At 65.0% G+C, this 811-nt stretch carries 1 protein-coding gene; it reads right to left on the reverse strand.

The genetic code is table 11. The annotated features are described in order from the left end of the window. Positions 1–646, reverse strand: a 646-nt coding sequence (locus ACLMAL_RS39660) for a DUF4226 domain-containing protein (protein WP_412003777.1), incomplete at its 3' end; no start/stop codon positions are given. Positions 647–811 lie beyond the last annotated feature (165 nt).

Consider the following 811-nt stretch of genomic DNA (forward strand, 5'->3'; position numbering starts at 1 on the left):
TTTTGCCTGCGAGGTTGTAGATGTATTGCTTGCTGAGCTCGTTGATGGCGTTGGCGGTGTCGGTGGCGTTGGCGCTGCCGCCGGAGACGATGGTTTGCGCTTTTTGTAGTGCGGCGGTGAGGATTTGGCGGACTTTTTGTTGGCCTTGTTTGGTGTAGGCCTGTGGTCCGAGTCCGGCGAGTGCGACGTTGACTTCGCGGATCAGTGCGAGGACGGCCTTCTTGTCGATGCTGTTGGTGCCCGCGATTTTGGTGACGTAGTTGACGAGTTTGTTGTCGAGGTTGTTGAACGCTGTCGCGGCGGTGCGCTGGTACAGCCGCCGTGCTTTGACCGAGCTGGTGGTTTTGCTGGTGCCGGTTTTGCTGCGGGGGGTGACGCCGAGTTCTTTACGGAGGGTTTTGATTTCGGGGTCGGTGGTTTCGCCGTCGCCGTAGACCTTGGCGAGCTTGTCCAAAACTTCGAGCGCGTGTTGGGATTCCGGGGACAGTTGCCCGGTGGGGGTTTCCGCGACCGGCGCGCCTCCACCGCCGCCACCACCGTTGCCGCCGCCGCCGAGTAGCCCGGCCAGGGCGGAGGCGATCATGGGGAGCGCGGACATGGCCATGGTCCCGGCCATCATCGCGGCGGGCATGGCTTTCTCGACCATGTCGGCATCGATCAACGGTTCGGGTTCCGGAGGCCGATCATGGGTCGCGCGACCACCCGAGGGTGGTGCCGCAGCAGGGGCAGCAGCAGGAGCGGGTGGGGCCGCGGCAGGCGCGGACTGACCAGGGGGCGGTGTAGTCGGTGGGGCACCGGTGGCGGGCGCGGT

The sequence above is a fragment of the Nocardia sp. CWNU-33 genome (genome assembly GCF_046764895.1).
GTDB lineage: Bacteria > Actinomycetota > Actinomycetes > Mycobacteriales > Mycobacteriaceae > Nocardia.